Genomic DNA, 5590 nt, shown 5'->3' on the forward strand with positions numbered 1-5590 from the left:
AGCGACAACAGGGTGATCGTACCGTCGTAGCCCAGATCGATCGGCAACTTGAACGCGAGCATGCCGATAAAGTGCATCGACCAGATGCCGATGCCCATGGCAATGGCCCCGCCCGCGGTCCAAAAATGCACGGCGCGGCCTTTGGCAGTGGCAATGCGTCCGGTCAGGTCGAGTGCGGTGTATGAGGCGAGAATCGCAACACAGAGGGAAATGATGACCAGGGTGGGGGAATAGCTGCCGATGAGCATGGAGACTTCTCGCGAACGCCCCCTTGTTAATGGCATTCAATCTCGGGTGGGGGGCAAATGCGGCGATTGTACTGATTCCAATTGAGAACGCACTCACAAAATGAGCAAAGGGCCACCAGTCCGATGAAACGCTTGTTTTAAGGTAAAACATTAACTGCTGGCGCCAGCCACAAGGAAGGCGTCAAGAGTACAAAACCTGTGGGAGCGAGCTTGCTCGCGATAGCGGTGGGCCAGGCAACATCCATGCTGAATGTGACGCAGCCATCGCGAGCAAGCTCGCTCCCACAGGGATTGCGCTATCGGTTTTCGCTCACCTCAAGCTGCCCATCCCAGCCACCTCCCAACGCGGCAATCAACTGCACGCTGGCAATCAGGCGGTTTTGCAGCAGGTCCAGGTTACTGCGCTCATTGCTCAACGCCGCCGCCTGGGTCACCACTACGTCTATGTAGGCAATCAAACCGGCCTTGTATTGGTTCTGGGTCAGGCGTAGCGATTCACGGGCGGCATCCAGGGCCTGTTGGCGCACGACGGCCTCGTCTTCAAGCACCTTGAGCTGCACCAGGAAGTTTTCCACTTCGCGGAATCCGTCCAGCACGGTCTGGCGATATTTGGCCACCGTTTCGTCATAGGCCGCTTCACTGCGGTCGACTTCCGCCGAGCGCTGGCCGCCGTCGAACAGAGTCACGGCCAATTGCGGTCCCACCGACCAGAAGCGGTTCGGCAGGCTGATCCAGTTGGAATAGGTGCTGCTGCTGTAACCGCCGTTCATGTTCAGTGTCAGATCGGGGTAATAGGCGGCCTTGGCCACACCGATGTTGGCGTTGGCGGCCATCACCGAACGCTCGGCGGAAGCAATGTCCGGGCGCCGCTCCAGCAACTGTGAAGGCAAGGCCGGCGGCACTTGCGGCAACTGCGGGATGTCCTGGCTTTCCGCCAGGCTGAACTCCGAAGGCGGCAGGCCGATCAGCACGGCAATGGCGTTCTCGAACTGGGCGCGTTGCCAGATCAGGTCGACCATATCGGCTTCGGTGCCTTTGAGCTGTGTCTGGGCCTGGGCCACCGCGTCCTTGCCCGATACGCCGGCGCGGTACTGGTTCTCGGTCATCTTCAGCGAACGCCGATAAGCCTCGACCGTGTCCTGGAGCAAGCGCTTTTGGCCATCGATCACCCGCAGTTGCAGGTAATTTTGCACCAGCTCCGACTGTTGGCTCAGGCGCATGGCCGCCAGATCGGCAAAGCTCGCCTGGGCATTCGCGGTGTCGGCTTCGAGCCCCCGGCGCAGCTTGCCCCATACATCCGCTTCCCAACTGACGCCCGCCTGGGCGGAATACGTGTTGCGAATACCGCTGGATGAACTGCTCAGGCTGGAGCTGCTGCTGCCGGTGCCCTGGCTTGAACGGTTCTTGCTGACGTTCAGGTCGACCGTCGGGAAAAACGCCCCGCGTGCGCTGCGCACCAAGGCCTGGGCCTGCCGGTACTGCGCTTCGGACTGGGCAACGGTCTGATTCGAGCTGTTGAGTTTTTCGATCAGGCCGTTGAGCTGCCGGTCGCCGTACAACTCCCACCATGCGCCGCGCGCCAGGGCATCGCTCGGATTGGCCTGACGCCAGCCCTCTGCGGCCTTGTACTGCGCAGGTTCCGCGGTTTTCGGGCGCTGGTAATCCGGACCGACGGCGCAGGCACTGAGCATTGCCACGCACAGTGACAGGCTCAACAAACGCGAGCCTCGGGCCATGAGCAGCGGTGCAGCCAGGTTGAAAAGCGAACGTTCAGTCATAGCGGAGTTTCCAGAGCAGCATCGGTACGCACCCCACGCCATTTATTGAAGCGATGGCGCAGTTTGTCGAGATAGAGGTAAACCACCGGGGTGGTGTAAAGCGTCAGCACCTGGCTGAAGATCAGCCCGCCGATGATGGTCAGGCCCAGCGGCTGGCGCATTTCCGCCCCTTCGGCACGGCTCAGCAGTAACGGCAAGGCACCGAGGATTGCCGCCAGGGTGGTCATCAGAATAGGTCGCAGACGTTGCAGGCAGGCGCTGCGAATCGATTCCAGCGGTGCCATCCCCTGGTTTCGTTCCAGCTGCAACGCCAGGTCGATCATCAGAATCGCGTTTTTCTTCACCACGCCGATCAGCAGAAACAGCCCCAGCAATGAAATCAGGCTGAACTCGCCGCCCAGCGCATAGATCGACAGCAATGCGCCGACCCCGGCCGACGGCAGGGTGGACAGGATGGTCAGCGGATGAATGTAGCTTTCGTACAACACGCCGAGCACCAGATACACCGCCACCAGCGCGCCGAGAATCATGAACGGCTGGCTCTTTTGCGTGGCGGCAAAGGCGTCGGCGGTGCCGGCCATTTTCACGATCACGTCTTCCGGGAGGCCGACCTTGGTAATCGCTCGTTCAATGGCGGCACTGCCCTGCTCCACGGTCACGCCTTCGGCCATGTCGAAGGCAATGCTTTCCGACGCGAACTGGCCTTCGTGGCTGACCCGGTCGTTTTCCAGGCTGTTTTCGTAATGGGCGATGGTCGACAGTGGAATCCGCGCGCCATCAGCGGTGATCACCTGGACCTGCTTGAGAGTGATCGGGTCCTGGGCGTATTTCGGATTGACCTCCATCACCACCTGATACTGGTTGAGGCTGTCGTAGATGGTCGAAATCTGTCGCTGACTGTAGGCGTTGTTCAGCACCGCCGTGACCATATCCATGTCGACACCCAGGCGCTTGGCCTGGTCGCGGTCGACGATCAGCGTCACTTGTCGGGCGCCCCGGCCTTCCCGCGCATCGATCGCCGTCAGCTCCGGCAAGGCCCTGAGCGCGGTGACGACTTTCGGATACCACTCGCGCAACGACCCCAGATCACCGTTTTGCAGGATGTAGGAATACTGCGACGAGGTCTGCTCGCGGCCGCCGCCGAATTGCAGGTCCTGGTCCGCCATGAGCATCAGCTGTGCACCAGGGACCTTGGGCATCTCCTTGCGCAGACGCTCGATGACCTTTTGCGCGGAAATGTTGCGTTCCTTGATCGGCTTGAGGCGCACCAGCATGAAGGCGTTGTTGGTGCCGTTGTTACCGCCAATGAACCCGGCGACGCTTTCTACCGCCTCGTCCTTCAACACCGCCCGGCGGAAAATCTCCATCTTCGGCTGCATCACACTGAACGACAGGCCGTCGTCGCCGCGCACGAAACCGATCAACTGGCCTGTGTCCTGCTGCGGCATAAATGTTTTAGGAACAACCACATATAGCGCGATGTTCACGCCGATTGTCACGAACAGGCTGAGTAACGTCAGGCGCTTGTGACGCAGCACCCAGTCGAGGCTGGTGGCGTATTTACCAACCATCCAGTCGTTGGTTCGCCGGCTCCAGCGTTGCAGGCGGTTCTCCTGCCCCGGCGTGTGCGGCTTGAGCCAGCGGGCGCAGAGCATCGGCGTCAGGGTCAGCGACACCAGCAGCGAGACCACGATGGCCGCCGCCAGGGTGATGGAGAATTCGCGGAACAGGCTTTCGATGATCCCGCCCATGAACAGGATCGACAGGAACACCGCCACCAGCGACACGTTCATCGACAGCAAGGTAAAACCAACTTCCTGGGCGCCGAGGTATGCCGCCTTCATCGGCTTTACGCCCTCGTCGATATGCCGGGATATGTTCTCCAGCACCACGATGGCATCGTCCACCACCAGCCCGGTGGCCAGGATCAGCGCCATCAGCGACAGGTTGTTCAGCGAGAAACCGTAGAGGTACATCACCGCGAAGGTGCCGACCAGCGACACCGGCACCGCCAGGGTCGGAATCAGCGAGGCGCGGAAGTTACCGAGGAACAGGAACACCACCAGAATCACCAGTGCCACGGCGATCAGCAGGGTCATTTCCGCCTCGTGAAGCGTCGCCTTGATGACCGGGGAACGGTCCATGGCCAGGTTCAGCTTGACGCTGGCCGGCAACACCGCCTGCAACGCCGGCAACTGGGCCTTGATCTCGTTGACTGTCTCGATGATGTTGGCGCCGGCCTGCCGGTTGATCACCAGCAGCACCGCCGYGTCATCGTTGAAGAAGCCGCTGTTGTAGCGGTCCTCGACGCCATCGCTGACCTTGGCCACATCCTTCAGGCGCAGGGCTGCGCCACCGTTGTAGTGGATGATCAGCGACTCGTAGTCCTTGGCTTTTTCCAACTGATCGTTGGCCTGGACCTGCCACAGCCGTTGATCGTCTTCCACCGAGCCCTTGGGCCGGCGCACGTTGGCATTGGCGATGGTGTTGCGCACATCGTCCAGGGCCACGCCGTACTGGTTCAACGACTGCGGTTCGAGTTCGATACGCACCGCAGGCAGGGAACTGCCGCCGATCTGCACCTCACCGACGCCCTGCACCTGGGACAGGCTCTGGGACAGGATCGTCGAGGCCAGGTCATAGAGCTGGCCTTTTTCCAGCACATCCGAGGTCAGCGACAGCACCATGATCGGCGCCTGGGACGGGTTGACCTTCTTGTAGGTCGGCATGCTGCGCATCCCGCTGGGCAGCAGGTTGCGCGAGGCATTGATGGCTGCCTGCACTTCCCGCGCCGCGCCGTTGATGTCGCGGTCCAGGTCGAATTGCAGGATCACCCGGGTCGATCCCTGGCTGGACCGGCTGCTCATGGTGTTGACCCCGGCGATGGCGCCGAAAGAGCGCTCCAGCGGCGTGGCCACCGTCGACGCCATCACCTCGGGGCTTGCCCCGGGCAGGCTGGCCTGGACCACGATCACCGGAAAGTCCATTTGCGGCAGCGGCGATACGGGCAGCAAGCCGAAGCTCACGCCGCCCAGCAGCATGATCGCCAGGCTCAGCAACATGGTCGCGACCGGGCGCTTGATGAAAGGTCCCGAAAGGTTCATCGCTGTTGCGCCACTGTGGGAGCGAGCTTGCTCGCGATAGCGGTGGGTCGGCCGGCAATGATGTTGAACTTACGGGCCTCATCGCGAGCAAGCTCGTTCCCACAGGTTATGCAGGCCGTCATACCGCCGTCTCCTGAGCGCCGGTCTTGCCAAATCGCCGACCGAGACGGTCGAAATACAGGTAGATCACCGGCGTGGTGAACAGCGTCAGAACCTGGCTCAGCAACAGGCCGCCGACCATCACCAGACCCAGCGGCTGGCGCAGTTCTGCGCCGGAACCGGTGGCGAGCATCAACGGCACGGCACCGAACAACGCTGCCAGGGTGGTCATCAGGATCGGCCGGAAACGCAGCAGCGCGGCCTGATAGATCGCCGTCTGCGGGTCCATGCCCTGATTGCGCTCGGCGTCGAGGGCAAAGTCGATCATCATGATCGCGTTCTTCTTGACGATGCCGATCAG

4 protein-coding genes are annotated in these 5590 nt (G+C 61.5%); all 4 read right to left on the reverse strand.

The window, feature by feature from the left end:
- On the reverse strand, window positions 1-248 hold a 248-nt coding region (locus ACXRVY_RS15625), incomplete at its 3' end, for an MHYT domain-containing protein (protein ID WP_458237707.1).
- Window positions 249-544: 296 nt separating this feature from the next.
- A complete protein-coding gene (locus tag ACXRVY_RS15630) occupies window positions 545-2026 on the reverse strand; it encodes an efflux transporter outer membrane subunit (RefSeq protein WP_223462885.1) in 1482 nt (493 codons plus the stop codon).
- Complete coding sequence (locus ACXRVY_RS15635; protein ID WP_458237708.1) at window positions 2023-5130, reverse strand: efflux RND transporter permease subunit; 3108 nt, start codon at window positions 5128-5130, stop codon at window positions 2023-2025. The genes ACXRVY_RS15630 and ACXRVY_RS15635 overlap by 4 nt, the downstream gene beginning before the upstream one ends.
- 118 nt (window positions 5131-5248) lie before the next feature.
- Window positions 5249-5590 (reverse strand): efflux RND transporter permease subunit (locus tag ACXRVY_RS15640; protein WP_458237709.1); only part of this gene is annotated, 342 nt, incomplete at its 5' end.

This window comes from Pseudomonas sp. P5_A2_2, from assembly GCF_054177685.1.

Excerpts from the sequence above, each read along its gene's own strand:
- ACXRVY_RS15630 (WP_223462885.1), bottom strand. The coding sequence starts at position 2,026 with ATGACTGAACGTTCGCTTTTCAACCTGGCTGCACCGCTGCTCATGGCC.